This is a genomic window from Zobellella denitrificans (assembly GCF_002237365.1).
GTDB classification, from domain to species: domain Bacteria; phylum Pseudomonadota; class Gammaproteobacteria; order Enterobacterales; family Aeromonadaceae; genus Oceanimonas; species Oceanimonas denitrificans.
The window spans coordinates 1-26779 of the sequence record NZ_NMUO01000037.1 but is presented as its reverse complement, the minus strand read 5'-3'; the positions used below and the strand labels follow the sequence as shown (position 1 = coordinate 26779).

Annotated in this window: 23 protein-coding genes; 11 read left to right on the top strand and 12 right to left on the bottom strand. The window is 60.6% G+C overall.

Annotated elements, in window-relative coordinates; all coding sequences use genetic code 11:
• The first annotated feature begins 4 nt into the window (after positions 1-4).
• Complete coding sequence (locus CGX12_RS09725; RefSeq protein WP_094039692.1) at positions 5-1513, top strand: tripartite tricarboxylate transporter permease; 1509 nt, start codon at positions 5-7, stop codon at positions 1511-1513.
• Positions 1514-1626: 113 nt separating this feature from the next.
• Here CGX12_RS09725 and CGX12_RS09720 read toward each other — a convergent pair whose 3' ends face one another.
• Positions 1627-2157 carry a SecY-interacting protein Syd gene (locus CGX12_RS09720; protein WP_094039691.1) on the bottom strand — a complete coding sequence of 177 codons (531 nt, stop codon included), beginning with the start codon at positions 2155-2157 and terminating at the stop codon, positions 1627-1629.
• 54 nt (positions 2158-2211) lie between these two features.
• Here CGX12_RS09720 and queF point away from each other — a divergent pair, with 54 nt between their 5' ends.
• The 7 genes from queF to CGX12_RS09685 all read left to right on the top strand — a co-directional run bounded on the left by queF (position 2212) and on the right by CGX12_RS09685 (position 10733).
• On the top strand, positions 2212-3063 hold the full coding sequence (gene queF, locus CGX12_RS09715; protein WP_094039690.1) for an NADPH-dependent 7-cyano-7-deazaguanine reductase QueF: 852 nt from the start codon (positions 2212-2214) through the stop codon (positions 3061-3063).
• 210 nt (positions 3064-3273) lie between these two features.
• On the top strand, positions 3274-5424 hold the full coding sequence (locus CGX12_RS09710) for a tetratricopeptide repeat protein (RefSeq protein WP_232513322.1): 2151 nt from the start codon (positions 3274-3276) through the stop codon (positions 5422-5424).
• Positions 5425-5499: 75 nt separating this feature from the next.
• Positions 5500-6978, top strand: a complete 1479-nt coding sequence (locus CGX12_RS09705; RefSeq protein WP_232513323.1) for a GGDEF domain-containing protein — start codon at positions 5500-5502, stop codon at positions 6976-6978.
• A 29-nt stretch (positions 6979-7007) separates the two neighbouring features.
• Positions 7008-8363 (top strand): nucleotide 5'-monophosphate nucleosidase PpnN, encoded by a 1356-nt coding sequence (gene ppnN, locus CGX12_RS09700; protein WP_094039688.1) that lies wholly within the window; start codon positions 7008-7010, stop codon positions 8361-8363.
• A 12-nt stretch (positions 8364-8375) separates the two neighbouring features.
• Entirely contained in the window at positions 8376-9158 is a 783-nt protein-coding gene (gene xni / locus CGX12_RS09695) for a flap endonuclease Xni (RefSeq protein ID WP_094039687.1), read from the top strand.
• A gap of 80 nt (positions 9159-9238) precedes the next feature.
• Positions 9239-10246, top strand: a complete 1008-nt coding sequence (locus tag CGX12_RS09690) for an isocitrate dehydrogenase (RefSeq protein WP_094039686.1) — start codon at positions 9239-9241, stop codon at positions 10244-10246.
• Between the two features lie 97 nt (positions 10247-10343).
• On the top strand, positions 10344-10733 hold the full coding sequence (locus CGX12_RS09685; RefSeq protein ID WP_094039685.1) for a hypothetical protein: 390 nt from the start codon (positions 10344-10346) through the stop codon (positions 10731-10733).
• On the opposite strand, the gene rlmM is transcribed toward CGX12_RS09685, so the two are convergent.
• The 4 genes from rlmM to CGX12_RS09665 are packed head-to-tail and all read right to left on the bottom strand — an operon-like array spanning position 10710 to position 13696.
• Positions 10710-11801, bottom strand: coding sequence for a 23S rRNA (cytidine(2498)-2'-O)-methyltransferase RlmM (rlmM, locus tag CGX12_RS09680; RefSeq protein WP_094039684.1), 1092 nt, complete (start codon positions 11799-11801; stop codon positions 10710-10712). The two genes, CGX12_RS09685 and rlmM, sit on opposite strands and share 24 nt — an antisense overlap.
• A complete protein-coding gene (locus CGX12_RS09675; protein WP_094039683.1) occupies positions 11798-12184 on the bottom strand; it encodes a DUF423 domain-containing protein in 387 nt (128 codons plus the stop codon). Before CGX12_RS09675 ends, rlmM begins: the two co-directional genes overlap by 4 nt.
• Positions 12174-12788: an alpha/beta family hydrolase gene (locus CGX12_RS09670; RefSeq protein ID WP_094039682.1), complete on the bottom strand. Its 615-nt coding sequence runs from the start codon at positions 12786-12788 to the stop codon at positions 12174-12176. The genes CGX12_RS09675 and CGX12_RS09670 overlap by 11 nt, the downstream gene beginning before the upstream one ends.
• Entirely contained in the window at positions 12785-13696 is a 912-nt protein-coding gene (locus CGX12_RS09665) for a transcriptional regulator GcvA (RefSeq protein WP_094039681.1), read from the bottom strand. Before CGX12_RS09665 ends, CGX12_RS09670 begins: the two co-directional genes overlap by 4 nt.
• A gap of 199 nt (positions 13697-13895) precedes the next feature.
• On the opposite strand from CGX12_RS09665, the gene CGX12_RS09660 reads away from it, so the two are divergent.
• On the top strand, positions 13896-14516 hold the full coding sequence (locus tag CGX12_RS09660; RefSeq protein WP_094039680.1) for a DUF2726 domain-containing protein: 621 nt from the start codon (positions 13896-13898) through the stop codon (positions 14514-14516).
• 61 nt (positions 14517-14577) lie between these two features.
• Positions 14578-15114 carry a DUF3750 domain-containing protein gene (locus tag CGX12_RS09655; protein ID WP_094039679.1) on the top strand — a complete coding sequence of 179 codons (537 nt, stop codon included), beginning with the start codon at positions 14578-14580 and terminating at the stop codon, positions 15112-15114.
• On the opposite strand, the gene CGX12_RS09650 is transcribed toward CGX12_RS09655, so the two are convergent.
• The 4 genes from CGX12_RS09650 to CGX12_RS20245 all read right to left on the bottom strand — a co-directional run bounded on the left by CGX12_RS09650 (position 15111) and on the right by CGX12_RS20245 (position 19428).
• Entirely contained in the window at positions 15111-15845 is a 735-nt protein-coding gene (locus tag CGX12_RS09650) for a 3'-5' exonuclease (protein WP_094039678.1), read from the bottom strand. The genes CGX12_RS09655 and CGX12_RS09650 overlap by 4 nt on opposite strands.
• Positions 15846-15849: 4 nt before the next feature.
• Positions 15850-17721, bottom strand: coding sequence for a DUF294 nucleotidyltransferase-like domain-containing protein (locus tag CGX12_RS09645; protein ID WP_094039677.1), 1872 nt, complete (start codon positions 17719-17721; stop codon positions 15850-15852).
• A gap of 70 nt (positions 17722-17791) precedes the next feature.
• Positions 17792-18880, bottom strand: a complete 1089-nt coding sequence (locus CGX12_RS09640) for a BCCT family transporter (RefSeq protein WP_254918253.1) — start codon at positions 18878-18880, stop codon at positions 17792-17794.
• On the bottom strand, positions 18778-19428 hold the full coding sequence (locus tag CGX12_RS20245; RefSeq protein WP_254918252.1) for a BCCT family transporter: 651 nt from the start codon (positions 19426-19428) through the stop codon (positions 18778-18780). The genes CGX12_RS09640 and CGX12_RS20245 overlap by 103 nt, the downstream gene beginning before the upstream one ends.
• A gap of 748 nt (positions 19429-20176) precedes the next feature.
• Here CGX12_RS20245 and CGX12_RS09635 point away from each other — a divergent pair.
• Positions 20177-20449: a hypothetical protein gene (locus CGX12_RS09635; protein ID WP_094039676.1), complete on the top strand. Its 273-nt coding sequence runs from the start codon at positions 20177-20179 to the stop codon at positions 20447-20449.
• Here CGX12_RS09635 and CGX12_RS09630 read toward each other — a convergent pair.
• The 3 genes from CGX12_RS09630 to CGX12_RS09620 form a co-directional block, all read right to left on the bottom strand.
• The gene (locus CGX12_RS09630; protein ID WP_157772284.1) at positions 20446-20940 is read right to left on the bottom strand and encodes a YqiA/YcfP family alpha/beta fold hydrolase; all 495 of its coding nucleotides are present in this window, start codon (positions 20938-20940) and stop codon (positions 20446-20448) included. The two genes, CGX12_RS09635 and CGX12_RS09630, sit on opposite strands and share 4 nt — an antisense overlap.
• A 122-nt stretch (positions 20941-21062) precedes the next feature.
• Positions 21063-24710 carry a DEAD/DEAH box helicase gene (locus CGX12_RS09625; RefSeq protein WP_094039674.1) on the bottom strand — a complete coding sequence of 1216 codons (3648 nt, stop codon included), beginning with the start codon at positions 24708-24710 and terminating at the stop codon, positions 21063-21065.
• The gene (locus CGX12_RS09620; RefSeq protein ID WP_142995602.1) at positions 24700-26622 is read right to left on the bottom strand and encodes a phospholipase D-like domain-containing protein; all 1923 of its coding nucleotides are present in this window, start codon (positions 26620-26622) and stop codon (positions 24700-24702) included. The genes CGX12_RS09625 and CGX12_RS09620 overlap by 11 nt, the downstream gene beginning before the upstream one ends.
• Positions 26623-26779: the final 157 nt, after the last annotated feature.

Sequence of the window (26779 nt, the reverse complement as noted above, 5' to 3'; positions counted from 1 at the left end):
CGCAATGGACGCACTCCATGGTGTGCTCACCGGCTTTAGCGTCGCCTTTGAGCCAATGAACCTGCTCTATGTCTTTATCGGGGTCTTCGCCGGCACCATTATCGGCATGCTGCCGGGCCTGGGGCCCATCAGCGCCCTGGCCCTGATGATCCCCATGACCTTCGGCATGGATCCCTCCTCGGCCCTGATCCTGATGGCCGGGGTCTATTACGGCGCCATCTTCGGCGGCTCCACCTCCTCCATCCTGCTCAACGCCCCCGGCGTCGCCAGCACCGTCGCCACCTCCTTCGACGGGTATCCCCTGGCCCGCCAGGGCATGGCCGGCAAGGCCATGGCCATCGCCGCCTACTCATCCTTTGTCGGCGGCACCCTGTCAGCCCTGGCCCTGATGCTGGTGGCGCCCCTGCTGGCGAAAGTGGCGGTCAGTTTCGGCCCGGCCGAATATTTCGCCCTGATGCTGCTCGGCCTGACCGCCGTGGTCAGCCTGTCCGGCAAGTCCCTGGTCAAGGGCCTGATGGCGGCGGTGCTCGGCATGATGATCTCCATTGTCGGTATCGATCTGCAAACCGGCACCGAGCGCTACACCTTCGGCAGCCTGCACCTGCTCAACGGGGTCGAATTCCTGGTGGTCGCACTCGGCATCTTCGCCCTGGCGGAGGTGTTCAGCATGTTGCTGAAAAGCCGGGAAGAGCAGGCCACCGACAGCACCGCCAATATCGGTTCGCTCCGGTTGTCGCGCCGCGAAGTGAAAGAAATTGCCGCCCCCACCGGACGCAGCTCCCTGCTGGGTTTCTTTGTCGGCATACTGCCGGGTGCCGGTGCCACAGTCGCGTCCTTCCTCGGCTACATCATGGAAAAACGCCTGGCCAAGGACGGCCACAGCTTCGGCCAGGGCAACCTCAAGGGTGTTGCCGCGCCCGAGGCCGCCAACAATGCCGCCTGCACCGGCTCCTTTGTGCCGCTGCTGACCCTGGGGGTGCCCGGCTCCGGCACCACGGCCGTGCTGCTCGGCGCCCTGCTGGTCATGGGCATCACGCCGGGCCCCACCATGATGGAACAAAGGCCGGATGTGTTCTGGGGGGTTATCGCCAGCATGTATGTGGGCAACCTCTTCCTGCTGGTGCTGAACCTGCCGCTTATTCCCTATATCGCCCGGCTGCTCGACCTGCCGCGGCCACTGTTGCTGTCGCTCATCCTGATCTTCTGCATGGTCGGCATCTACGGCACCACCTTCGCCATCGCCGATCTGCTGCTGTTGCTGGGATTCGGCCTGCTGGGGCTGGGCATGAAACGCTTCGGCTTTCCGACGGCACCGCTCATCCTCGCCCTGATCCTGGGCAGCATGATGGAGGAATCCCTGCGCCGGGCGCTGCAAATCTCCGATGGCAGCTGGCTGACCTTCATCGACAAACCGATCGCCCTCTGGCTGTTGGTGCTCACCGCGGTATCACTGCTCTTTCCGTTGCTTAAACAGGGCCTGGGCCTATTGCGGCAAAAACCGGCAGCCGCCTGAACATATACCTTGCAGTGGGCTCCGGTTGGACGGCGCCCACACAGTGAAGACCAGATCACCACGCAGTTCAAAAGTTAATCAAAAACGTGGATGGAGAGACAACAGGGATTGCCTCAACAAGGCTCCACCCTCCGCAAAAACACGGCCAGGCTGGGCGCCAACACCCCGATGCGGCCCTTGCCCAGGCGCTCCAGCAGTACCTCGCCGCTGTCGTTGTCCAGGGTCACCAGGCGTTGCTCGTCCCGGCAGCTGGCCAGAAACCAGCTGGCCGGCAGGCCCAGCTTTCTCAGCATCAACTGATGGCCTATCTGGTTCTGCTGCAGCCGCTCGAAGTCGTCCTGGTTCCAGGGCTGCAGCAGGGTGAGGAAGAGCCCCTTGAAACACACCGGCAGGTTGCCGGCGAAATAGTGACCGAAAAAGGCGCCGAGGGCCGGATGCACCGGCATCGCCAGGGCGGTGGCCAGGTTATCGAAGCCGCCCGGCTCGTGGCGCTCCCAGGGGCGCCAGGCTACCCGACCATCGATGGCCGGCGGCAGCTCCGCCGGCGACGGATAGGCGGGATCATGCTCCACCAGGGGGAGGCCGCCGTGCCGCCGCACCCGCTCGAACAAGGCAGCCAGGGCCACCACCACTTGATCTTGCATGCCAAAGTCCCACAATAAGGCCAGAAAGCCGCATCTTATCAACCGGAACCCGAAATGACACCCGAGCAGAAGTACCAGAACAGCCAGGCGCTGGACGCCCTCCCCCTCGGCAAGCAAAGCAGCTATGTGTGCGAATACGATCCCGCCCAGCTGCAGCCCGTGCCCCGCAGCCTGAACCGGGACGATCTCGGCCTAGAGGCCGGCGCCCTGCCCTTCGGCGGCGAGGATCTGTGGAACCTGTACGAACTGTCCTGGCTCAACAACAAGGGCAAGCCGGTGGTGGCCATGGGCGAGGTGCACATACCGGCCACCAGCACCAACCTGATCGAGTCCAAGTCGTTCAAGCTCTACCTGAACAGCTTCAACCAGAGCCGCTTCGACAGCCTGGAAGAAGTCGCCGACCTCCTCACCCGGGATCTGTCCCTCTGTGCCCAGGGCCAGATCAAGGTCCGGCTGTACGAGCTGGCCGCCGCACCGGCCCAGTTCGGGGTGCTGCCCGGCGACTGCATCGACGATCTCGACGTCGAAATAGACCGCTACCAACCCGACGAATCCCTGCTCGCCGACGCCATCGAGGAGGAAGAAGTGCAGGAAACCCTGCATTCCCACCTGCTCAAGTCCAACTGCCTGGTGACCGGCCAGCCGGACTGGGGCAGCGTGATGATCCGCTATCAGGGTCCCCGCATCCGCCGGGAGGCGCTGCTGCGCTATCTGGTGTCCTTCCGCCAGCACAACGAGTTCCACGAACAGTGCGTGGAGCGCATCTTCATGGATCTGATGCACCACTGCCGGCCCAAGGAACTGACGGTCTACGCCCGCTACACCCGTCGCGGCGGCCTGGACATCAACCCCTACCGCAGCAACGTGGCCGGCAAGGCCGCCAATGTCCGCCTGCTGCGCCAGTAAGCCCCCGGGCGGCAGTCCGATGCCGCCCGGATCGCGCCCCGGGCTGGACTCCCTCCGGCCGGCTCCGTAAACTGCCTTGTTATCCGTGTTGTTTCGGTACTCTTTATCGTGATCTTTTCTGTCGCCGTCCTGGTATCGCATCTGGCGGGTGCGCCGCCGCTGTCGCCATACCAACCCGAGCCCAACGAGTTGCTTCGGGCGCGACAGCTTATGCTGAGCCGGCCCAACGAATGCGTGGCGCTCACCAACTACTTTCTGCAACGCAAGGAAGTCGATCCGGCGCAGATGATCAACTCGCGCCAGGACTTCGACCATCAGGAACTGGCCCGGCTCTACCGCACCCGGGAGCAGAGCCTGGCCGCCTGGCAGATCCAGGCCCTGTGCCAGGCCAACGAAGGGCTGCTGCTGCCCGCCGATGCCAGCATCAACCAGGCCATCGAACTGGCCAGGCGCCATCACCAGCCCGAACAGCAGGCCACCGGTCTGCTGCTCAAGGCCAAGCTGTCCCTGGCCCGGCAGCAGCCCGAGCAGGCCCAGGCACAGCTGGACGAAGCCGCCGCCCTGCTCGGGCCCGAGGCCGCCGCCCCGCTGTACGACGCCCTGCAACTGCTGCAGGCCGGCACCCTGCTTCACCTGCACCGTTTCGACGAAGCCCGCCAGGCCTTCGAACAGATCCGCCGGCAGGCCCTGCAACAGGGAGACGCCCTGCAGCAGGCCTGGGCCAACTACCTGTTGGGCGAATATTATCAATGGCTGCAGCAGGGCGAACTGGCCCTGGCCCATTACGTGGAAACCCTGGATCTGCTGAGCAAGCGCCGCCAGTACTACCTCAAGGCGATGGCGGCGGACAAGGCGGCCAGCCTGTACGCCGCCCTGGGGGAGGCCGACAAGGCGGTCCAGTATGCCAGCCTGGCCACCACCGAGTTCGAGCTGCTGGGCAACCCGCCCCTGTTGATCGGCTCCCTGCTCAACCTGGGCCGGGTCACCCGTGCCGGCAACGATGCCAACCTGGCCCTGGTGTATTTCTTCAACGCCCTCGACCTGGTCAAACTCCAGGGCGATGCCGAGCTGATGGCCCGGCTGCACCTGGAAATCGGCCATGCCTACCTGCTGCTGCAATCCTTCGACGAGGCCCGCCATTACCTGGGCCTGGCCCGTTCCGCCTTCGAACGCAGCCAGGACATTCCCCGCCAGATAGATACCCTGCTGCAACTGGGCCGGCTGCATCTGGCCCAGCAGGAAACCGGCCTGGCCCTGTTGCAGCTGGAGCGGGCCAAACAGCTGGCCGAGCAGCGGGATGACGTGCCCCGGCTCATCGAAATTCATCACCAACTGGCGCAGTTGTTCGAGAGCAGCGGCAACATGAGCCAGGCCCTGGTGCACCACAAGGCCTTCCACGCCTATTTCGAACGGGCCAGCCGGCTCAACCGGCTGCTGACCCAGAGCCTGGTGCAGGGCAACGATCTGCAGTTGCAGCAGGAACGGGAGCTGACCGAACTGCGCCGGCAGGGCGAGGATCTGCAGCAGGACCGGCAACGCTTCGCGCTGCTGGCGGCCAGCCTGAGCCTGATCGCCCCCCTGCTGCTCTACGGCATGATCCGCAACCATATCCGCAGCCGCCGGCTGCAGCACGACAACAAGGAACTGAACCGGCTCCTGCTGCTCGAGCCGAGAACCAACCTGCCCAACTGGCGCCAGTTGATGCAGCGGCTGCCCCAGGAGATGGCCAAGCGCCAGCAGCGCTCCGAACAGTGGTATCTGAACGAAGCCGAAGCTCAGCCCTTCAACGACAAGATTTACTACTTCCTGCTCCATGTCCCCTTCATGGTCGACCTGAGCGAGCGGGTCGGCCTGGAGCATGCGGCCGCCATCCAGAAGAAACTGGGCGATTATCTGCAGGGACGCATCCATCCCAAGGCCCGGATCTACGATCTGCGGGAAGGCCAGTTCATCTATGTCATCTCCCAGCGCCAGGTGGTCGACCTGAACCAGACTCTATCGAGTCTTGAACGGATGTTTACGGAATTTCCCTGCCAATTTGAGCTTGATCGACGTCTGGCCATCGGTATCATCGGACACCCGTTCCTGCCCAAAGCCCCGCACGCCCTGGACGATATGCGGCTGGGCGATATCCTGTATCTGGCCATGGCCGCCGCCCTCCAGCTGGCGGAGCGCACCGGCGAGCAGGCCTGGGTGGAACTGCTGGCGGTCGACTGCCAGCAGGCGGCATTTTTTAACGGCGAAATACGCCACTGTTGCATACAGGCTATCCTGAAAGGACTGGTCAAGGTCAACAGTTCCCATAAGAAACAACAGATTGACTGGCATGCCCTGGCTCCCGAGCCGGCAGCCCCGATATAATGTCAAAGGCCCGCCTGCGCTAGGCTGTAAGGGTAAACAATGGACAATCTCAACGATAAGCAGATGTTAAAGGAATTGACATCGGTTATTGACAAGCTGGGTGATGTGCTTGCCGATCTGCAACGGCAGGAAAACCTGGCGACGCTCCATCATGCCCAACAGGCGAGCCATGAACAGAACAACGGCATCTGGCAAAAGCTGTTTGTCGGCCAGCCCAGGTCCACGCCCCCCTCGCCTTCGGCGAGCGACCTGACCAGGCTGCTGGCGGATTTTGAGCACCTGCTTGGCCGCTTGCGCCACCAGCAGGGGCAGTTGCACCGGCTGCAACAGTTCAATGGCCAGAAGTTGCAGCAGGTGGCGCAGGCGCTGCAGCAGTCGCCCTTCACCCCCGCCCGGGCCAGGGCGTTGCTGGCCGAACTCGCCCGCCTCGACGGCGGCGCCCATCAGGGCCTGCTCTGGCAACTGCTGGACTGCTACCAGGAGTCCCTCCGGCTCTGTCTCGAGCAGGAACAGCGCAGCCGGGCCCACCAGCACGAACTCTGCTCCCGGCTGCAGCAACTGATCGACGAGCTGCACTTTTCCGGCGACGTCGGCGCCGAACTCGCCAAGATCCAGAGCCAGCTGCTGCAACAGCGGGACGGCCTCGCCCTCCCCCCGCTGTGCCTGCGCCTGATCGAGCTCACCATAGAAGGCTGCCGGCAGGAACGCCAGAACTCGACCCTCTTCCTCGCCAGGCTCAATACCAACCTGGGGGAAATGCACCACAACTTCGCCATCTCCCTGAGCGAGGGGCAGGCCCTGTTCGATGCCCGTACCCACCACGGCCATCATATCGCCGGCGAACTCAGGGCCATCGGCGAGCACCTGGTCAGCCAGGACAACGAACAGCTGAAGGAAGAGATAGAACTGCGCCTGCGCAGCATCACCCACGTGCTGGTGCAGCACGAGCGGCTGCAGGAGCGGGAACAGTCGCTGCTGAACCGGATGAACGCCATGGAGCTGCAGATCCAGGAGCTCAAGCAGGAGACGGAAGACTTCAAACAGCGGCTCAGCGTCCAGAGCGAGAAGCTGTTTATCGACAGCCTGACCCAGATCTACAACAGGGCCGCCATGGAAGAACGCCTGGAGGTGGAATACCGCCGCTGGCTGCGCTACCAGGAGCCGCTGTGCATCGCCCTGCTGGACATCGATTACTTCAAGGACATCAACGACAGGTACGGACACCTGGCGGGAGACAAGGCGCTGCGCCTGATCGCCCGCACCATCCAGAAGAGCCTGCGGGACAGCGACTTCGTCGCCCGCTTCGGCGGCGAGGAGTTTGTGCTGCTGCTGCCCAATGTCAATCCGGACAAGCTGAATACCCCCCTGGAAAAACTGCGCGAGCAAATAAGAAATATTCCGTTTCGCTTTAAAGATGAGCGCGTTACCATCACCGCTTCCATCGGTGCCACCCTGTTCCGAACCGGGGACAGCACCACTTCAGCCCTGGAGCGCGCCGATCAGGCCCTGTACCGTGCCAAGCACGCGGGACGCGACCAAACCGTCATGGCCTGACACCAACAACCTTATGCACGGGAGTGACCATGATCACCCATATCAATCCGGTCGGCAGCATGAACCTGCTGTCCCAAATCGAGGTCGACCGCCTCAAGCAGTCCGCCTCCGGCGATCTCTACCAGCTGTTTCGCAACTGCGCCCTGGCGGTGCTCAACTCCGGCAGCAAGACCGACAGCTCCAAGGAAATACTGGAACGATACAAGTCCTTTGACATCAACGTGATACGTCGTGAACGCGGGGTCAAGCTGGAGCTGTTCAACCCACCGGATCACGCCTTTGTCGACGGCGAAATCATCCGCGGCATCCAGGAGCACCTGTTCTCGGTGCTGCGGGACATCATCTACGTCAACAGCCAGTTGCAGAGCGTCAAGCAGTTCAACCTGACCTCGTCGCTGCACATCACCGATCTGGTGTTCTCCATACTGCGCAACGCCCGCGCCGTGCACCCGGGGGTGGATCCCAGCATGGTGGTCTGCTGGGGCGGCCACTCCATCAACCCGGTGGAATACCAGTACACCCGCGAGGTCGGCAACGAGCTGGGACTGCGGGAACTCAACATCTGTACCGGCTGCGGCCCGGGCGCCATGGAGGGGCCGATGAAGGGCGCCGCCGTGGGCCACGCCAAGCAGCGGGTATCCGGCAGCCGCTACATCGGCCTGACCGAACCCTCGATCATCGCCGCCGAGCCGCCCAATCCCATCGTCAACGAGCTGGTGATACTGCCGGACATCGAGAAGCGCCTGGAAGCCTTCGTGCGCCTGGGCCACGGCATCATCATCTTCCCCGGCGGCGTCGGCACCGCCGAGGAGATCCTGTACCTGCTCGGCATCATGATGCACCCGGAAAACCGCCACCAGCCGCTGCCCATCATCCTCACCGGGCCCAAGGAAAGCGCCAACTACTTCCGCAGCGTGGACGAGTTTATCGGCAACACCTTGGGATCCGAGGCCCAGTCCCTGTACCAGATCATCATCGACGATCCGGCGGAGGTGGCCCGCCGGGTCAAGAACGCCATGCCGCTGGTGCGGGATTACCGCAAGTCGGTGGGCGATGCCTACTCCTTCAACTGGTCGCTGAAGATAGAGCCGGAGTTCCAGCTGCCCTTCGTCCCGGATCACGACAGCATGGCCAACCTCAACCTGCACTGGGAGCAGGCGCCCCAGCAACTGGCGGCCAACCTGCGCCGGGCCTTCTCCGGCATAGTGGCGGGCAACGTCAAGGAAGGCGGCATCCGCGCCATCGAGAAGAAGGGCCCCTTCCTGATCAACGGCGATCCCAAGCTGATGAAGATGATGGACAAGCTGCTGCAGCAGTTCGTGGAACAGCAGCGGATGAAGCTGCCCGGCTCGGCCTACGTTCCCTGCTACCGCATCCACCGCTGAGCCGGGAGCGGCATGCAGCTACTGATCCTCGACGCCCTCAACCTGATCCGCCGGCTCTACGCGGTACAGGAAAACCGGCAGCAGGACACGGCCGCGGCCCTGGTGGCCACCGAGGCGGCCCTGAACCACGCCGCCGGCCGCCTGCTCGAGCGCTTTGCGCCCAGCCATGTGGTGGCGGTGTTCGACGGCGCCCCGCAAGGGTTCCGCCACCGGCTCCATCCCGGCTACAAGGCCGGCCGGGCGCCCATGCCCGAGGCCCTGGCCGGCCACCTCGACCGGCTGCAGCAGGGGTTGTGGCAACTGGGCATCGACGCCCTGCTGTCGGATACGGACGAGGCTGACGATCTGGTCGCCACCCTGTCCCGTACCCTGTCCCGGCATGGCCTGGCGGCCACCATCGTCTCCACCGACCAGGGCTTCTGCCAGTTGCTCGGCCCCCATACCCGGCTGTGGGATCATTTCAACCAGCGCTGGCTGGACACGGCTTATGTGCAGCAACACTATGGCCTGCAACCGGCACAGCTGGTGGATTACTGGGCCCTGACCGGCGTCTCCGGCAGCCAGATCAAGGGGGTGCCGGGCATCGGCCCCAAGCGGGCCAAGGCCCTGTTGCAACAATTCGGCAACCTCGACAGCCTGCTGGCCGCCGAGCCGGTCAGCAAAGAACAAAAAACCGTACAGCAGCACAAACACGACGCCCTGCTGGCCAGGCAGCTGGTGAGGCTGGTGGATGATATCGAGCTCGGCTTCAACCTCAAGGATCTGCGGTACCGGCCTTCAACTAAAGGGCCATAGGCAAAATGCGCCAAAAATGTTATAAATGCCGCGCAAAACAACTTCCCCTACCTCTGTAACTGATAACGGAAAAACTGCCCATGAGTAAACGCAGTATTACCGTGATCCCGGGTGACGGCATAGGCCCCAGCATTATCGATGCCGCCCTGCAGATCCTGGATCACGCTGGTTGTGACTTTCACTACGACTACGCCGACGCCGGCCTGATGGCCCTGGAAAAACACGGCGAACTTCTCCCCCAAGCCACCCTCGACCTCATCGCCAAGAACAAGATTACCCTGAAAGGCCCCCTGACCACCCCGGTGGGCGGCGGCTTCACCTCCATCAACGTCTCGCTGCGCAAGCTGTTCAACCTGTACGCCAACGTCCGTCCGGTGGTGTCTTTCGAAGGCACCAAGAGCCGGTTCGAGAACATCGACATCATCACCATCCGTGAAAACACCGAAGGCATGTACTCGGGCGCCGGCCAGAAGCGCTCCGACGACAACGCCAGCGCCGAGGCGATGAGCATCATCACCCGCGAAGGCGCCGAGCGCATCGTGGTGTTCGCCTATGAGCTGGCCCGCAACGAAGGCCGCAAAAAAGTGACCATAGTGCACAAGGCCAACATCCTCAAATCCACCTCCGGCCTGTTCCTGGACGTGGCCCGGGAAGTGGCCAAGCGCTACCCGGACATCGAAACCAACGAGATGATCGTGGATGCCGCCTGCATGAACCTGGTGATGTATCCCGAGCGCTTCGACGTCATCGTCACCACCAACCTGTTCGGCGACATCCTCTCGGATCTGTGCGCCGGCCTGGTGGGCGGGCTGGGCATGGCCCCCGGTGCCAACATCGGCAAGGACGTGGCGATTTTCGAGGCGGTGCACGGCTCGGCGCCGGACATCGCCGGCCAGAACATCGCCAACCCCTGTTCGGTGATCCTGGCCTCCATCCAGATGCTGGAGCACCTGGGGATGCAAGACAAGGCCCGCCAGATCCGCGAGGCGGTGCGCAAGACCATCGCCGAAGGCAAGACGGTCACCCGGGATCTGGGCGGCACCGCCAGCACCACCGAGTTTACCCAGGCGATCATCGCCAACCTGTAAGGTAAAAAGGGGGCTTCGGGCCCCCTTTCTCTTTCCTGCCTGCTCGCCCCCGCCCCGCTGCTATAGTTAGCTATAACGGAAGAACGAGGCGACGATCATGGACAGTCGACTGGTGCTTATTTTTCTGCTCCTGCCCCTGCAGACGCAGGCCCAGGAGCTGCGCTTTAGCATAGACCCCCAACAACTGATCAGCGACACCCCCAAGCGCTACGGCCTGGATCTGGAACTGCGGGAAAATGAAGACGGCAATGCCCGTCTGGCCGCCTACCCCCGGCTGCAGCTGACCCCGGAAAGCTCGGTGAGCCTGTCGATAAAGGACTACAGACCCAACCTTAACCTGGAAGGCGACGGCTACAAGACCTCGCTCAGGCTCAGGGGCGACGGGGTCAAGCTCAGTATCAGGCCCAGGGATCCCCGCAACCGCCTGGAGGTGGACCTGAAAATCACCGACGACGAATCCAGCCTAGACCTTAGGTACAAGTTTTGACACCTTGCGCGGCTGGAACACATGCACCGTGATCTCTTCCCGGTCGTGGTAGAGCTGCTTGGCCTGCACCTGGAAGCCACCCAGTTGGTCGAGCTTCTCTTGTAGTTGCTGCAGGTTGTACACCGCCTCGGCGTAACGCTTCTTCATCGGCAACTTGAGGTTGAAGATGGCCTCCTGGCAGTCTTCGCTCACCAGCCAGTCCGCCATCAGCGCCACCACCCGGGCCGGCTTTTCCACCATGTCGCACACCAGCCAGTAGATGTTCTTGCGCACCGGCCGCCACTTGAAGCCGTCTTCCCGGTAGTGCTTGACCTGGCCGGTGTCCATCAGGCTCTGGGCCATGGGGCCGTTGTCCACCGCCGCCACCATCATGCCCCGGGCCACCAGCTGGTAGGTCCAGCCGCCGGGCGCGGCGCCCAGATCCACCGCCCGCAGGCCGGAGGTGAGCCGGGTCTCCCATTCCTCCCGCGGGATAAACACATGGAAGGCCTCCTCCAGCTTGAGGCTGGAGCGGCTGGGCGCGTCGGCGGGAAAGCGCAGCCGGGGGATGCCCATGTGGAAGGGCGAGTGGTTGTAGGAATAGGAGTAGCCCAGCATCAGCCGGTTGTTGGCGGTAAAAAACAGGTGCAGGGTCGGCCTGTTGCGGGCCTCGGCCCGGGTCAGCACGCCCTTGCCGCGCAGTGCCTGGCGCACCGGCACCGTGAACTTGCGGCAGAAGCGGGACAGCTCCTTGCCCTCGTTGGTGTCCGGGGTTTCCACCCGGATATCACCGCACAGGGGCATGCCCTCGGCCGCCGCCACTATGGGGCTTATCCGGTCCTCCAGGGGCAGATCCTGGAGTTCGGCCCAGACCACCAGCATCTGGCGGGCGAAGATCAGCTCCCGGAACGGCAGCTTGCGCGCCAGCAGATCGCCGTCTTCCGGCTGGAAGCATTCGTACACCACAAAGCCGCTGTCGTCCTTGGCGCGGGCAAAGCCGGGGCAACCCATGGCCGCCGCCCTGTCCTGAATTTCCGCCGCCGCTTCCTTCTCGAATCCAGGACGGCAATAGATCAATAACTGTTTCATTCAGACCTCAACCAGGCACGACCGGCCAGCAACAGACTCAGCCAGCCAGCCATGAAACCGACGCCCCCCAGGGGCGTCAGCCAAGCGATACCCTTGGTGCCGAACAGCACCAAGGCATAGATACTGCCACTGAACAGCAAGATGCCCAGGGCAAAGAAAGCGGCGGCCAGGTGCAGTTGCCACAGCGGCCGCCCGCGCAGCGCCAGGGTCACCAGCAGCAGCGCCAGGGCGTGATGGAACTGGTACTGCACCCCGGTGTTGAAGGCCGAGACCAGATGACCGGCGACGCCGCTCGCCGCCAGCCCGTGGGCGCCGTAGGCACCGAGGGCGGTGGCACTCAGGCCGAACCCGGCCGCCAGATAAAACCAGAGTTTAACGAGCAAGGACAAACCTCCTCATCCCGGCCACTATCGTCGCCAGGTTATGTTCCAGGCTGGTGCCCGAGGACTTGCGCGGGCTGAAGCCGTGATCGCCGTCCTTGATCCAGAGCGTCTCCACGCCCTCGGCCAGATCGTACCCGGCCACCGCCGCCCGGTTGCCGAAGCTGTCCCGCTCCCCCTGCACCAGCAGGGTCGGGGTCGCGATGCTGGCCAGGTGCTGGCCGCGAAAGCGCTCCGGCTTGCCCGGTGGATGGAAGGGAAAGCCCAGCAGGATCAGTCCCCGGGGCGAAAGCTCGTCGGCCACCAGCGAGGCCATGCGCCCGCCCATCGACTTGCCCGCCAGGAACAGCCGGGGATGGGCGAATTCCGCCGCCAGCTCCCGCCAGCAGGCCAGCAGCACCGGCTCCCTGTCCGGCGGTCGGCGGCGCCCGTCGTCCCGGGTTTTCTGCATGTAGGGAAACTCGAAGCGGATCACCTGGATCTGCTCGTCACCCAGGCCGCTGGCCAGGGTCTCCAGCACCTCGTGTGTCATGCCGGCGCCGGCGCCGTGGGCCAGCAGCACCCGGTGGCCGGCATCATCGGATCCGTTTTTCAGCACCTTGCTCATCCGTTCAGGGCCTTCTGTTTTTCTTCCTTGGTCACCAGCGCCAGCATCCATTCGCGGAAGGCCGCGATCTTGCCGAGCGCCGCCTGGGACTCGTGGCACACCAGGTAATAGGCGTTCTTGGACATCAGCACCTGCTCAAAGGGACAGACCAGGCGGCCGGCGTCGATCTCCGGCTGGGTCAGCACGCTGTGCCCCAGGGCCACCCCCTGGCCGTGGATGGCGGCCTGGATCACCATGGAGGAGTGGCTGAAGATGGGCCCCTGGTTGACGTTGGCCGCCTGGATATCGAGCTGCTTGAACCAGGCCTTCCAGTCCCGCCGCGAGGTATCGTGCAGCAGCGTATGGCGGGTCAGATCCTCCGGCGTGCGCAGGGGCTTGGTGCCCATCAGCAGCATGGGCGAGCACACCGGGATCAGGTATTCCGCATGCAGCTTGTCGGCCCGCAGCCCCGGCCAGTTGCCCTTGCCGTAATAGATGGCCACGTCCACGTCGTCGGTGAGCGAGCCCTCGTCCAGGTCCACCGCCTTGATGCGCACGTCTATGTCCGGATGCACCTCGCTGAAGCGTACCAGCCGGGGCACCAGCCACTGGATGGCGAAGCTGGGCTGCAGGCTGACGGTGAGCGCGCCCTTGGCGCTGCGCGCCAGCAGCCGCTCGGTGGCGTCGGAAATGGCGGAAAAGATGTCCTTGATCTCCAGGAAGTAGCTCTGCCCTTCCTCGGTCAGCAGCAGGGAGCGGTTGCGCCGCCGAAATAATTTAATGCCCAGGTACTCCTCCAGCCCCTTGATCTGGTGGCTGATCGCCGCCTGGGTCACGAACAGCTCTTCCGCCGCCCGGGTAAAGCTCAGGTTGCGGGCGGCGGCTTCGAACGCCTTGAGCGCGTTGAGCGGGGGTAGTCGCCGGGACATCGATACCTCGATAAGGTTTTCTAATGGCGGGGATTATAGGTGGGCGCCGCACGACAAGCCAGCACCGCCACCACAAAGCCACGGAATAGTTGCGGGCGGCCACCCTGCCCCGCCAGGATATTCATTTCATGCCCGCGCCTCTGCTACACTGGGCGGGTTCTCTTCTCACTTCGATATAAGCCGAAAGACTCAGGATCCCATGATTGATCTGCTTCCCGTATCCCTGCTCGACTGGTTGATGTTCGCCCTGGTGGCGCTGCTGGTATTGCTGATCGCATTCAGCCTGCTGCGCCGGCTGTGGCGGGGCAGCCCCAAAAACCCCTACCGGCAGAAGCTGCTGTTCAGCGCCGAGTCCGCCGCCGCCCTGCGGCTGCTGGATAGCGCCCTGGGCCGGGAGCTCAGGGTCTTTCCCTGCGTGAGCATGAGCGAGGTGCTGGAACTCAACCCCGACCTCAAGAAAGCCCACCGGGAGCAGGCCTGGCACGAGCTGTTCGGCGAAAAGCTGGACTTCGTGCTCTGTTCGCCCAAGGATCTCAAGGTGCGGGGCGCCGTCATGCTGGTGGACGACAGCCTGAGCAAGACCGACGGCCGCCAGCGCCATCGGCTGTTGCAGAACATCAGCGACGCCGGCCTGCCCCTGATCCACCTCTCGCCCAAGGACTGGCCGGGTGCGGAAGAGCTGCGCGAGGAAATTCTGGCCGCGGTCAGCCACCGGCCGCTCGATCTGCCCATCCTGGGGCGGGGCCGGGTGGAGCCGGTGATCCGCCTGTCCGACCAGGATTTGCCGGAAGACAACGACGAGCCCCGTTTCCGGCTGTGAAATAAGACGGGCGGGCAGCGGGGTCTTCTCCATGACCTCCCCACCAGAAGGAGCCGACATCATGATAAGACCGGGCCTGTTCGTCCTCTCCCTGCTGCTGTTCGGCTGTTCCAGTGACGGCTGGCAGTCCGCCAGCCGGGCCCCGGCCGGCATAGCCCCGGATCCGGCCAGCACCCCCGAAGCGGTGATCCAGGTGTACGGCGCCGACGCCTGGGGTTGGCGCGGCTGGTTTGCGGTGCACACCTGGATCGCGGTCAAGCCCAGCAGGGCCGAGCAGTATACCGTTTATGAAGTCATCGGCTGGCGGGTACGCCGCGGCCTGCCGGCACTGCGGGTGGCCCGGGATCACCCCGACCGCCATTGGTTCGGCGCCGAGCCGACCATACTGCTCGACCGGCGTGGCCCCGGGGTGGACGAGCTGATCGCCCGGATCGACAGGGCGGCGCAGGCCTACCCCTGGAAAGATCAGTACCGGCTGTTCCCCGGCCCCAACAGCAACACCTTTCCGGCCTGGATCGCCCGCCAGGTGCCCGAGCTGGGCCTGAAGCTGCCGCTGCGCGCCATCGGCAGCGGCTGGGCCCGGTGGACGCCGGACTAACGCCAGACGGCCCGCAGCGGCGTGTTGGCGCCGTAGTGGTGCAGGATCTGCGCCTGCAGCAGCTCGGCGGTGGCCAGGGCGTCGGTCAGGGCGTGGTGGGGATGGTAATGGGGCAGGTGATAACGGCCGCGGCTGTCGGCCAGGCGGATGGACACCGGCCTTTGACCCCGCAGCCGGGCCCAGAGCCCGAGCGGTTTGCGCCGGTGCAGCCGCGCCTCCAGATCCATGGTGTCCACCACCGGAAAGCGAATACCCTCGTTCAGCCGGGCCCGCAGCGCCCGATCCAGAAAGCCCCGCTCGATGGCCCTGTGATGCACCACCACCACCTTCCCGGCCAGGGCACAGAGCAACTCATCCAGCACCAGCAGCAGATCCGGCGCCTCCTGCACCGCCGAGTGGGTAATGCCGTGGATCACCACCGACTCCTCGGCCAGCGGCTTGTGGGGGTTGAGGATCCAGTGGGCCGACTCCCGCACCCGGATACGCCTCAGATCGAAGGGCACCAGGCCGATGCTGACGATGGCGTCCCTGCGGAGATCCAGGCCGGTGGTTTCGACATCCAGGGCCACGAAGGGCACCTCGCCCAGGGGCCTGTCTCCCTCTACCGCCCCGGCCCGGTAGTAACGCTGCAGCCGGTAGTCCCGGGCCGAGCGGGCCAGCTGGCCGAACAGCTCGGGCCATTCCGGGGTGGGCGCCGGTGCGGGTGGACGCTGGGGCCGCAGGTAGAACATGGCCCTACCCCGCCCGGTTGGGCTGGTAGCGGAACTTCAGGAACTTCTGGGCATGGCTCAGGATCTGGAAGGCATCCTTCAGGTTGCGGCGCTCAAAGTCCGACAGGTGTTCCGGCTCTATGTTGTTGTCGGGCTCCCGCCCGGCCACCAGATCCAGGGCCTGGTGGCGGATGCGCACCATGGCGATGAACTCCATGGCATCCCGCAGATCCGGCCCCCGTCCCTTGGGCAGGATGCCGGCCTCGATCACGTCCTTCAGCCGTTCGAAGGAATTCTGGGCCCGGGAACCCACCGCTAGGGCATGCACCCGGATCAGATCCGCCAGCGGCGCCGTGCCCCGCCGCTTGAGGTTGATGGAGTTGTTGTGCTTGCCGTCCTGCTCCATCACGAATTCCTTGAAGAAACCGAGCGGCGGGGTGCGGTTCAGGGCGTTGCGGGCCAGGCTGGCGAGAAAGCGGGGACGCTGCCGGGCCCGGCGCGCGATCAGGGCGTTGAGCTGATCGGCCCACTCGGTCTTGCCGAAGACGCCGTCCAGATCGAAGAAAATGGAGCTGTCCAGCAGCGACTGGGGGCTGGGGTTGTCGATCCAGTCGGTGAAGCACTGCTCCCACTGCCGCCGGGTCAGCCGCCAGCGCGGATTGGTGGCCATGATGCCGCCCTTGCAATAGCTGTAGCCGCAGGCCGCCAGGCCATCGCACACCCGCTCGGCCAGGGCGGCGAAATAGTCGCCGTGCGCCCGGGCATCGTAGCGGTTGTCGAGGATGAGGGCGTTGTCCTGATCGGTCACGATCAACTGCTCGTCCCGGGCCATGGAGCCCAGCGCCAGGAAGCAGTAGGGCACCGGCGGCGGCCCCAGCTCGGCCTCGGCCAGCTCCAGCAGGCGCTGCTTGAAGCTGCGGCCGATCACCGCCATGGCCGAACCGATCATCCGGGAGTTGGCGTCCTCGTTGACCATGCGCACGAAACAGGCCTTCACCTCCCCGGCGACCCCGATCAGCTCTTCGAGCGACTGGGCGCGGAAGATGTGGCGCACCACGAACAGGCTGTTGCGGGACTCGTGGCGCATCAGATCGGACAGGGCGATCACCCCGATGGGCCGCCCCCGGTGCAGCACCGGCAGGTGGTGCAGGTTGTGGCGCAGCATGGCCAGCATGGCCTCGAACACGAACTGGCCGCTTTCCAGCGCCACCGGATCCGCCGACATCACCTGTGCCACCGGCGTCTGCAGCGCCAGCCCCGCCGCCAGCACCCGGGTACGCAGATCCCGGTCGGTAAGAATGCCGGCCACCAGGGCGCCGTCGTCCCGGGGGGCGGGATCCAGCACCAGGATGGAGGACACCCCTTCCTCGGTCATCCTCTGTGCCGCTTCCTGCACCGTGGCCGACAGGGAGATGGTCACCGGCTCCCGGGTGATAAGCTCCCGTACCGACGAGGTCATCAGTTCGTTGGCCCCCTCCTGGCGGGACACCGCCTGGCGCAGCCGGCTGCTGTCCACCTCGACAAAGTCGGCGAAGGACTCGAACTCGGCGCACAGCGCGTGGAACAGGGCCTCGGGCAGGCAGTACAGCAGGGTGTCCTCCAGTGCCCTGGCCGGTAGCCGTACCCTGTTGTTCATCAGCAGCCCCATCTGGCCGAACAGGCTGCCTTCGCTCAGGCGGTTGTAAAGCTCCCCGCTGCGCCGGTAGATCTCCACCGCGCCGCTGCGCACCAGGTAGAGATCGTGCACCTCGTCGCCGTAGTTCAGGATCGGGCTGCCGGCCCGGTAATAGGCGATTTCCACCTGGCCGGCCACCCGCGCCAGCGTCTCCTCCGGCAAGCCCTCGAAGGGCGCGAAACGGCGGATGAACCCCAGTATTTCCAGTTGTTCGACTTCCATCACCCGGCTCCTTCTCGCTGAAAAAACAAAGAGGCAGGCAGGTCACCCCGCCTGCCTCCCTGGGCCCGGCTCAGACCGCCCTGGGCTCCGATAGCAGCCCCTTGATCAGGGCCACACAGGAGATCAGCAGCACTATGGTAAAGGGAAAACCGGTGGACACCGCCATCGCCTGCAGGGCGATGAGGCCACCGCCCAGGATCAGGGCGATCGCCACCAGTCCCTCGAAGGTACACCAGAATACCCGCTGGGGCTTGGGGGAATTGACCTTGCCGCCGGCGGAGATGGTGTCGATCACCAGGGAGCCGGAGTCGGACGAGGTGATAAAGAACACCACCACCAGAATGATGCCGATAAAGGAGGTGATCGCGGACAGGGGCAAGGCATCCAGCATGATGAACAGCTGCAACGGCAGGGCCGCCTCGGCCACCGCCTGGTAGCCGTCGTTGACCAGCTGGCTGATGGCGGTGCCGCCGAAGGCGGTCATCCACAGCACACAGGCGGCGGAGGGCACCAGCAGCACCGAGATGATGAACTCCCGCACGGTGCGGCCCCGGGATACCCGGGCGATGAACATGCCGACGAAGGGCGACCAGGAAATCCACCAGGCCCAGTAGAAGGCGGTCCAGCCCTGGGAGAAGTTGGCGTCGTCCCGCCCGATGGGATTGGACAGCGCCGGCAGGTTCTCCAGATAGGCCGCCAGATTGGCGAAGAAACCGGTGACGATGGCCAGGGTGGGCCCGACGACGATCACAAACAGCAGCAGCGCCGCCGCCAGCACCATGTTGATCTCGGACAGCCGCTTGACCCCGGCGTCCAGCCCGGCCAGCACCGAAAGGGTGGCGATGGCGGTGATCCCGATCACCAGCACCACCTCGGTGGTGGTGCCGGTCGGCAGGCCGAACAGGTAGTTCAGGCCGGCACTGGCCTGGGAGGCCCCCAGCCCCAGGGAAGTGGCCAGGCCGAACAGGGTGGCCACCACCGCCAGGATGTCGATGACATGGCCGGGCCAGCCCCAGACCCGCTCGCCCAGCAGCGGATAAAACACCGAGCGCATCGTCAGCGGCAGCCCCTTGTTGAAGGAGAAGATGGCCAGCCCCAGCGCCAGCACCGCATAGATGGCCCAGGGATGCAGCGCCCAGTGGTAGATGGTGGCCGACATGCCGAGCCGCCTGGCGGCCTCCGCATCACCGGCGGCGCCCCCAGCGGTGCCCAGTCGGTACGCACCCCGTTTTCGACGCTGACGCCGCCCAGGGCGCTGCCGAAGTGGGACAGGGGCTCGGATACCCCGTAGAACATCAGCCCGATGCCCATGCCGGCGGCAAACAGCATGGAAAACCAGCCCAGGTAACTGAAGTCGGGCCTGGCCTCGGTGCCGCCGATGCGCACCCGCCCCAAGGGGGAGAAAATAAGAAACACGCACACCAGCACGAAGATATTGCCGGACGCCAGGAAGAACCAGTCCAGGTTCGATGTGAGCCAGTTGCGCAAATCCCCGAACAGGGGACCCACCTGGTTTTGAAACGCCAGCGTCAGAAACACGAAGGCGACGATGGCCAGGCCCGAAATCATAAACACCCGGTTGTGGATGTCGAGGCCGAAGGGGCCTATCTTCAGTGCGATATTATCCTGCCCCACCTGGTAGTCGGTATCGATGGGATTAACCTTTCCCTCCGGGGCGATAACATCGTGGTTATCTTGATCAGCCATAAATAATTTCCCTCATTGATCAGCGGGTTATCCTCCGAGGTAATAAAGGGTAGCACAACTTTGTAACTCAATTACAGGCCAGGGGGACAATTGTGGACCTTGCCAGCAGCGAGTGCACATAGAAGCCGACAATGCGACCAGGCACCGCACACAGACATACAGTTGCCCTTCCTGAACTTGGCCGCGCCAAAAAGTTGTGGTTTTCTAGTACAAAAGCCTACTTATCAGAATCCTGCTGCTATCTGTAGTCATCCCGTTACCGACATTCTGGTGATGGCAAGTGCACCCGAAGGGCCAATCCTTCCGGATAGGTGTCTCGTTTTCTGAGTTGACGTTCCTTCAGGATCTCGTGAGTCAGTGTCATTCCCTGCTCCGTTATCTTGTTGTTGCTCCACAGAGTAACGACCCTGAAAGGCTTAACAAGCGACGCTGAATGTCGCCCGCATGCCCTATCGTCCAGCCACACGCCTTGCTGCATTCAGGAGACAAGTCATGGCCATCTCACTGGAAATGCTGAACTTTATCGTGCCCATTCACCTCATTGAAAAAATTCCCCCGTGGCTGGGGGTAATACCGGCAGGGTCTCAGGACAAGCTCGGTCATGGCGTCTAGCTTGAAGGGCAACCCTGCCCTGTGACTGGATAGCGGTAGATTCGAACACAGCCACGGCCTGGTATAAAGGGCACTAGGCAGGGCGGCAATAATCCGCGCTAAACGGTAGTATCGGGCGAAAAGACAAGGAGCCATCATGACCAAAACACCGAGCCCAGAGCAGATTTCCCATCTGCTATTTGAAGCCGATCCCATGAACACCTGCTGCAAGGAAAACGACTGCTTAGACGAGTATGACAACTTGGCTGAAGATATTCTAACAGCCCTGAACAAAGGCGATACCCTGGAAAACGCCGTGCGTCAACCGCTGTTAATTGGGTTTGGCGAAGACCTGGCTACACCAGAAAAAATCGAGCAGGTAATGCGGGCGCTGTCGCCATTAAGCCTGGCCAGCACCGATCCAGGCTAACCTTGCTGTTGGATTCGCTCCAGGGCCGCACGCACTACCGAATCCATCCGCGCCAAATCCGCTACTCTATGATGCCCGCCATCCGCGCAGTACAGCTCTGCCACACCTCCGTCCAGAGCTCGGCGAATTCGCTGAATGTCCAGTACCTCATCGCCCAGCTCAAGATAGGCAAAGCGCAACACGCCGTCATCACAGCCGGCAATCTCCAGTTCCGAATAATCAGCACGAAAAGAAGGATAGAGCTGAGGATTAACCAACACACAGGGTAAGCCATGCTGCTGCGACTTTACCAGTGCCCAGTAGCCCCCCAGGCTGTGTCCTACCAACAAAACGGGGCTGTACCGGGTAATCAGCTCGTCATAATGCCGGCTTATGTCTTCCCTGTCGCTGCAACGGTAATCTACCGTTTCACAATATTTATGAGGATGACTGATGGCGGTAAATTTGGTGGTCTGGTTGTCGGAATCCAAACCATGAAAAAACAAGATCATGTTAACCTCCTGATCAAAGCCTGTAGACACAGCATGGTACATCCCAGCGACACCAAGCGTCGTCCTATTTTCAAACAAAGGTCATGGCAAAAATCACAGTGCAGCACAGGTGAACAGCATCACTACAGCGCGATACTAACGATAGTTTCAAACCACCGCTCTAATAGTTCCCGCTCCTTTTCCTGAAGATCACCCGCAGGATAGCCCAACTCAAGCTTGGTCGTCTCTTCGCTACGGGTGCAATTGATCATTGGCAGGAAATGATTAAGCTGTAGTGCCTGCATCTCAGGCGTGTTTTTAGCGTGCATGCCATAATTATCTGCCAACTTGCTTAGTCCGTTCAGGTCAATGCAAGCAGACAACAGTGCGATTTCTCCTGCTTCACCATCAACCTTATGCCATTTCTCACCAACAACAGCTGAAGTAACTGCATCAAATTCCACCGCAGCCAAACCTGTTCCTTCAGAGTGCTGATTGATAGTCAGATCATCTTTCTTAAGATCCTGGCTACCATTGAAAAGCCCAAACTCTATAGCATCCGTTGCTTTTATTACCTGCTTATATGCCATTTCCATTTCGTAATCTGACAGCATATGTGCATCCTCCCCAAGCACAAATAACGGAAGATCAACACGAGTATGCAGATAGAAATGACTATTGGCATGTTCAAAATCCACTACCAGCTTAACCAGCGGATAGTGCTTAAGGATCCTGTTCGCCAGTGCTGTCAGTTCCTTTGGGCCTGCTCCATCTATTTTTTTCAACGTATCCCTGGAAGCGAGAGGTGATTTAAAAGAAAGGTAATACACAGTGCCCGATACCAGCGCCGAAAACTCAGAGGAAAAGTGACGTTCCAGAATGACAGGCTGATGCTGTAGCAAGGTTTTATTAACAAGCTGTGACTCAATCAGGAACAAAGCGTTAGGATGATGGTTATTGGCATTAATTTTGTGCAATGTAGCCGACTGAGTTTCAGCCAGATGCTGTAATCGTCTCCCGATCAGACTCTCGACCTCTGTCGTTTTAATATGGTTACAGGGCGTGTATAAGAAGCTCGCATGGTCATTATTCGACTTTGCCGGATAGGGATCCTTCACCTTGGTAGAGTAATCAGGCTTTCGTAAAAACTCCTGCCAACCCGCCATAGCATTTTTCAAATCGATTTCACTGCTAAACTGATGAAAATCGCAGGCATCCAGTTTCGCCTCAACACCATGTTTGAGCCTGATAAATGAAGCCAGCTGTTCTTGGTCAAAGGATTTATCAAGATAAGGGTAGTTAATATGTAATGTAGCCCGGTCACTATCTCTCAACATTTGGTTGACCTTGCCGAACAAGCGGTCAACCCGACCAACACGCTGCTCGTTATCACCCGGTGTCCAGGCAATACCGTAATGATGAACCTTATGACACTGCAAGTGCAGGTTAACCCCTTCCTGGAATACCGACGTCGCCACCAGTACGTTGGGAAAAAAGGGACTGTTAAACCCTAAAATAAGTCGCTGCCGGTTACTGGTCTCGCCACTGGCGAACCAGGCTGGGTTATGAAGGCTGGTCAGTTCCCGCCAGGGTCGTTCCCAATCCGTCAACCTGTGATCCGTGATTTTTTCACACATGGCCTCAAAGGTCTCAATAGCGTTAATGAAATAACGATACATCAGAGATTCGGGCAGCCGGGGCCGGACCCACTCAGTAAAAGCGTGGTATTTTTTCTGTATATCCTTTGCTTGATCAACCCGGCTGAACACCGTAAACCAGCAATACAGTTCAATGACCACCGGGCTTGCAAACATAAAGCCGCTTTTCAGATAATTCCCGAGATTTTCCAAAATAGCCGGATTGCGCTCTTTCCAGTCCTTCAACTGGTCCTTGCACGTCTCTGGTAACAAACCGTACATTTCACCCCAGGCTGTGGTCACGGGCAGGTCATATCTGCGTCGTTCAAGATCACCACGATATTCTTTTTGACTTTTCCGGGAGAACAGTTCGTGACAGTCAAGACGCATATCGCGGGCAACATCACCGTATAGATCCCTTTCTCGCCCGTTTATTACTTTCCGCCCATAGGCATCATATTTCCCCTTAATATAATCACTGGCCGGTTCGAGAAACAATGAAAACAGACTCTCAGGACGTCGAAAACGAAGGCTTACATTGGTACAGTCCGTCCGCTTTTCACCACTTTTTTTAACGGTAAAAAGATCAAAAATTTTGGAAGAAAGCTTGAGTTCGCTCTCCTCTGAAGCGTTATCTTCATCGTCCGTTTCTTCCAACGAGCCCAATTCACCCGTCGGTCGAACACTTTGCTGCTGTTCGACAAAGCGATTAAAAAATGCCCTGGACCACCCCAGTTTTCGCCATTCATCCAGCGTTGCAATTGTAGCCTCTGCGCTCCATGCCTTTATCAACTTGCTCGCCAGTTGTTCATCATATTCAGCATTGATGCGCTGGGTAATTTCACGCACTGACGGAATACGCCTGACAAACACAAGGTGTTTGTCATCATGTAAGGCTCCCGACGTACAGAAAATATCTTTGGGAACACAGTCTGTCACCAGGGTACCGTACTTTGGATGATCCGGAAAACGGTTATAGATACCATGAAATTGCTCCGTCAGCCTGCTCAACAGCTGAGAGTCGGCCACCCGGCTGCCAAAATCCGTGGCGTTGCTGTCCCGAACACCTTCATCATTTGCATCATCTTCTGGCGGAATGCTGGTAGCGGTATTCCCCACAGACTCAAACCCTTCCAGATAGCCATATAAAAAACGCCTGTTGCCGCCTGTTTCTCCCTGTGACTCCACCAGTTTTTTCTGGTAAAGGGCAAAAAACAGCTCTGCATCCAGATTGCCAGCAAAGCTTGAGGCGACAGCGTTTTCTGACCTGTAGTTGTATTTATTATGGGCCTGTTCCCTCCCCTGCATATGACGCAAGCGCCTGATGCCAAACTCCCGCATCAAGGCGTCTGTTTCAGAGCATGAATCATCCAAATTGGCAAAGTAACCGAGAATATTACTCAAATCAGCAGGGGAAGAATGGCTTGGTGTGGCCGTCATCAATAGGGTTCTTTGGGCCAGTTTGTTGTCATTTTCTCCAAAAAAAGCCTCGGCCGCAGCCACCCGCTGGGATCCACCGTGCTTGTTGCGAAAATAGTGGGCCTCATCAATGATCAGCAAATCGAAGCCATCGTCGCCTATTAGTGATTTAACCTTCTGGTACAACTGTTCCGCTGCACTTCTGGCTTTCTTACGCTTATCTCCCTCTTCCTTTTCTTTGTCAGGAACCAGACCACTCAGGGAGTGAATGGTCGTGAGGAAAAACCGGCAGGTATGCAGTGATAACTGTTCCACCAGCTCGAACAGATTTGCACAAAGACGGGGGTGGTGAATGGGGCCGCCATCAACCATATTCCTGACCAGATGATCCCGATCACGATAGTGCTCTCTCAGAAATGTGTTGTACTCGCGCATCCAGTGGCGACAGATGTCCCGGTTCGGCGCCATAACCAATACCCGGGCATCGGGTTTCATCTTCCACAACAGCGCCATCACCCCCAGCGCCTGAAACGTCTTGCCCATGCCCACCTCATCTGCCAGCAGAGCCAGCTCCTTGGTCGCCAGATTATTCCACAGGCCTGCAACACCTTCGGCCTGCTTGGCAGCCATGGAATTGTCAGTGTGGTGATAAAGCCAACTAGCATTATTTCGATCAAAATTGATCCATTCACCCACCTGACTGGCAGAGAGCAGCCCCCAAGTTTTACAGGACATAGCCGTTCTCCTTACCAATCAGCGCAATATAGGCTTCTCGACGTCCATCCCCCATGGGGAGTTCAGGCACCACTACAGCCAGACGCGTCCACTGATGGGGCGCTATTTTGGCGCCGCTTTGGCGACTCTGCTGGCGTTGGTAGATTTTTCGGGCAAACTCTCCCAGTGCGTTAACTTCATTTGCCAGAAACCAGTTAAAGCCTGTGGCATCGGATGTTTTCAGGTGTTCACGCACCTTCTCTGCCAGCTCTTGCAAACATCCGGGATAAACAAACAACCATTTATGCAACTCTGCAGCCGAGTTCTGCTCTTTCAGGCTCTCCAGCCGTTTGCGGTATTCCTGCATGGCATAGAACAGGCGAAAATAGCTGATAGAAACCTCCTGCACTTCCAGCTCTGAAGCCAGCCAGCCTTGATCCGCCTCATCCATATTCCGCAGACAATGGCGTAACCCCACACTGTCATTGGTCTTGGGGTCTGCTTCGATTACATAACTATTAAGCAACTCCTGCAAGGATCCATAACTCTGAGCCCGTCGAAATTCTGCCCGCTTTTCAATGATCAGTCCCTGAAAGCGCACCTCCCCCTGATACTCAATCCGATAAAAATGATCGGTAAGCAAGGCGTCACTCTCAGGGATTATGTCTTTAACAGGTTCCAGTGACTTTTTTCTAGGTTTCCACTTCAGCGCCACAGGCGCATCCACACCAGGCAGCTTAAGCAAATAACCATCGTTTACAGCACCATTGTGCCATTCACCTTCCACTTGATAGCGCCCCTGTTGCCAGTCAAACGTAACCGTCAGATCAAAGGGAGGTAATTCCGGTGGATCAATGCCCTCCTCTTCCAGCATTTGGGCTGATGCAAAGTCTTGAGCGTCGGGCATGTAAGCAGCACCTGTTATCTTCGGCCTGCTGTCGCAAGGGTGAACGATGCCTGCCTCCACGTTGTTCCACCTGCCGTCATCTTCCGTTGCAACAGCCAGGCTGGCACAGCCGGGGGTGGTGAAGTTCCAGGAGCCGATGGCAATCACACTGCCTTCTTGGCCTTCAGCCATCCAGATTTTTGCGTGGGTCATTTCCGTGCAGTCATGCTTTGGTGAAGGGTTCTCAAAGAACTTAAGTTGTCCACTTTCCAGCATGGACTCCATGGCTTTACTCCAGCCTGTGCGGATGTAGCGCCCGTCAATCCGGTCTGTCACCAGGTTAACCGTCAGCTGTGGGGCCTCGAGGTGATCCCGCAGGGCAGAGATAAACGCCGGCAGATCCGATGACAAATAGGGGGACCAAACCGTGAGCCTGCCGGGTTTGACACCATCAAACAGGGAATCCAGCAAGTTGTATTTGCCGAAACTGTGCACAAAATCCCAGCTGTTGTCGTCTTGCGGAAGAGTACGCTTCTGGAACTGAAGCGAGGGGTCGATCGAAGTGAAAAAATCTTTTATCTGATTGTAATGTTTCTGTCTATTAACTTCGCGAAAATCCATCACCTCCTGATTGCGCCCCCAGCCACTGATGGTCAGGTTGGCGCTGCCGGCACCGAGAATCATCTTGCCGTTCTCATCCTCCAGATAGATCACCTTGGGATGAAACAGGCTGTTTTTTGGGCTCATGCCAGCAAACGCTTTCAGCGAGCGTACGGCCACCGGCTGCACATGTATGGCCGTGCGTTTGTGCTGCTCTGCACCCAGCATGCGCTTATCGCAAAATACCCGGAAATCAATGCCATTATCCTGTAGGGCCAGTTGCAGGGTTTCGTAATCCATGCGGTTACGCGGTGGATCACCCCCCAAAACCGCTGGCAGAACATGGGTTTCCACAAAACTGATATCCAGATTAAAGGTGGTTAACCACACCCGCTTGATCTTACTCAGTTGCTCCAGCTGCTTTTTAAACTCTGCCATCAGTTTCATGCGGTCACCCCCCACAAACCAAGCAGCAGGTTTTTAAACTGAGGAATGTAATAGTTGTTGGCCCAGCCGCGCTGCTCCCGGGTTGGCTGTCTTCTTGTTGCCACATCCAGATGCAAAGTGTGGTCTCCAAGGCGCAGCCAGGGTAACTGCCCGCGCC